Genomic DNA, 885 nt, shown 5'->3' with positions numbered 1-885 from the left:
GCTGCCCGCTCCGCGATGCGCGGCGCCACCTCCAAGATCCAGACCCTGCTCTACCAGATCCAGAGCCTGGTCCAGCAGCTCCAGGACGACAACGACGACCCCCGGCTGCTGGAGGTCGACTTCCGCAACGAGGTCGCGCTGCGCCGGATCCAGACCGTCGCCGTGCTCTGCGAGGCCTGGCCGGGCCTGGCCCGCACCGACTCGCCGCTCGCCGAGGTGGTGGTCGGCGCGCTCTCCCGGGTGCCCGGCTACGCCCGCATCAAGGTGGCCAACCACCTGCGCGAGGGCCGGCTGGCCGTGGTGGCCCGGGCCGCCGAGCCGGTGGCCATCGCGGTCGCCGAACTGCTCGCCAACGCCACCGCCTACTCGCACCCCGAGACGGACGTCCCGGTCACCCTCCAGCAGGGCGGCCGGGGCGCGATGGTGATCGTCGACGACAGCGGCATCGGGATGGAGGAGGACCAGCTCCGCCGGGCCCGCCGACTGCTGGCGGGCCCGACCGACGTGCTGCTCACCGAGCTGGGCAACCCGCCGCGGACCGGGTTCGCGGTGGTCGGCAAGCTGGCCCGGCAGTACGGCTTCTCCTGCCACGTCGAGCCCTCCCCGTACGGGGGGATGCGCGCCCTGGTCCGGATCCCGGCCGGGCTGCTGACGGTGGTGGACGAGGAGCAGCCGCTGTCGGTGCTCACCCCGCTGCCGCTGCGGGCCGGATCCGGTCCGGCCGGTCCGGCCACCGCCGCGGGCGGACGCGCCCGCGAGGGTGTCCCGACCATCCATGTCGTCCCCCCGGTGCAGGACCGGCCCGAGCTGCCCGGCCCGTCCGACCCGCAGCGCCCGTCCGGCGGACCGCCGGTGCACGCCGTCCCGCCGGTGCGGGCGGTGCCG

General features: G+C 76.0%; 1 protein-coding gene. It reads left to right on the top strand.

The window, feature by feature from the left end:
- A partial coding sequence (locus tag BI06_RS15210) for an ATP-binding protein (RefSeq protein ID WP_369826125.1) occupies positions 1-885 on the top strand: 885 nt, incomplete at both ends.

The organism is Kitasatospora sp. MBT66, from assembly GCF_000710405.2.
In the GTDB taxonomy this organism is placed as follows: Bacteria; Actinomycetota; Actinomycetes; order Streptomycetales; family Streptomycetaceae; genus Kitasatospora; species Kitasatospora purpeofusca.
The sequence above is the reverse complement of the archived record's forward strand: the minus strand, read 5'-3'. Positions and strand labels throughout refer to the sequence as shown.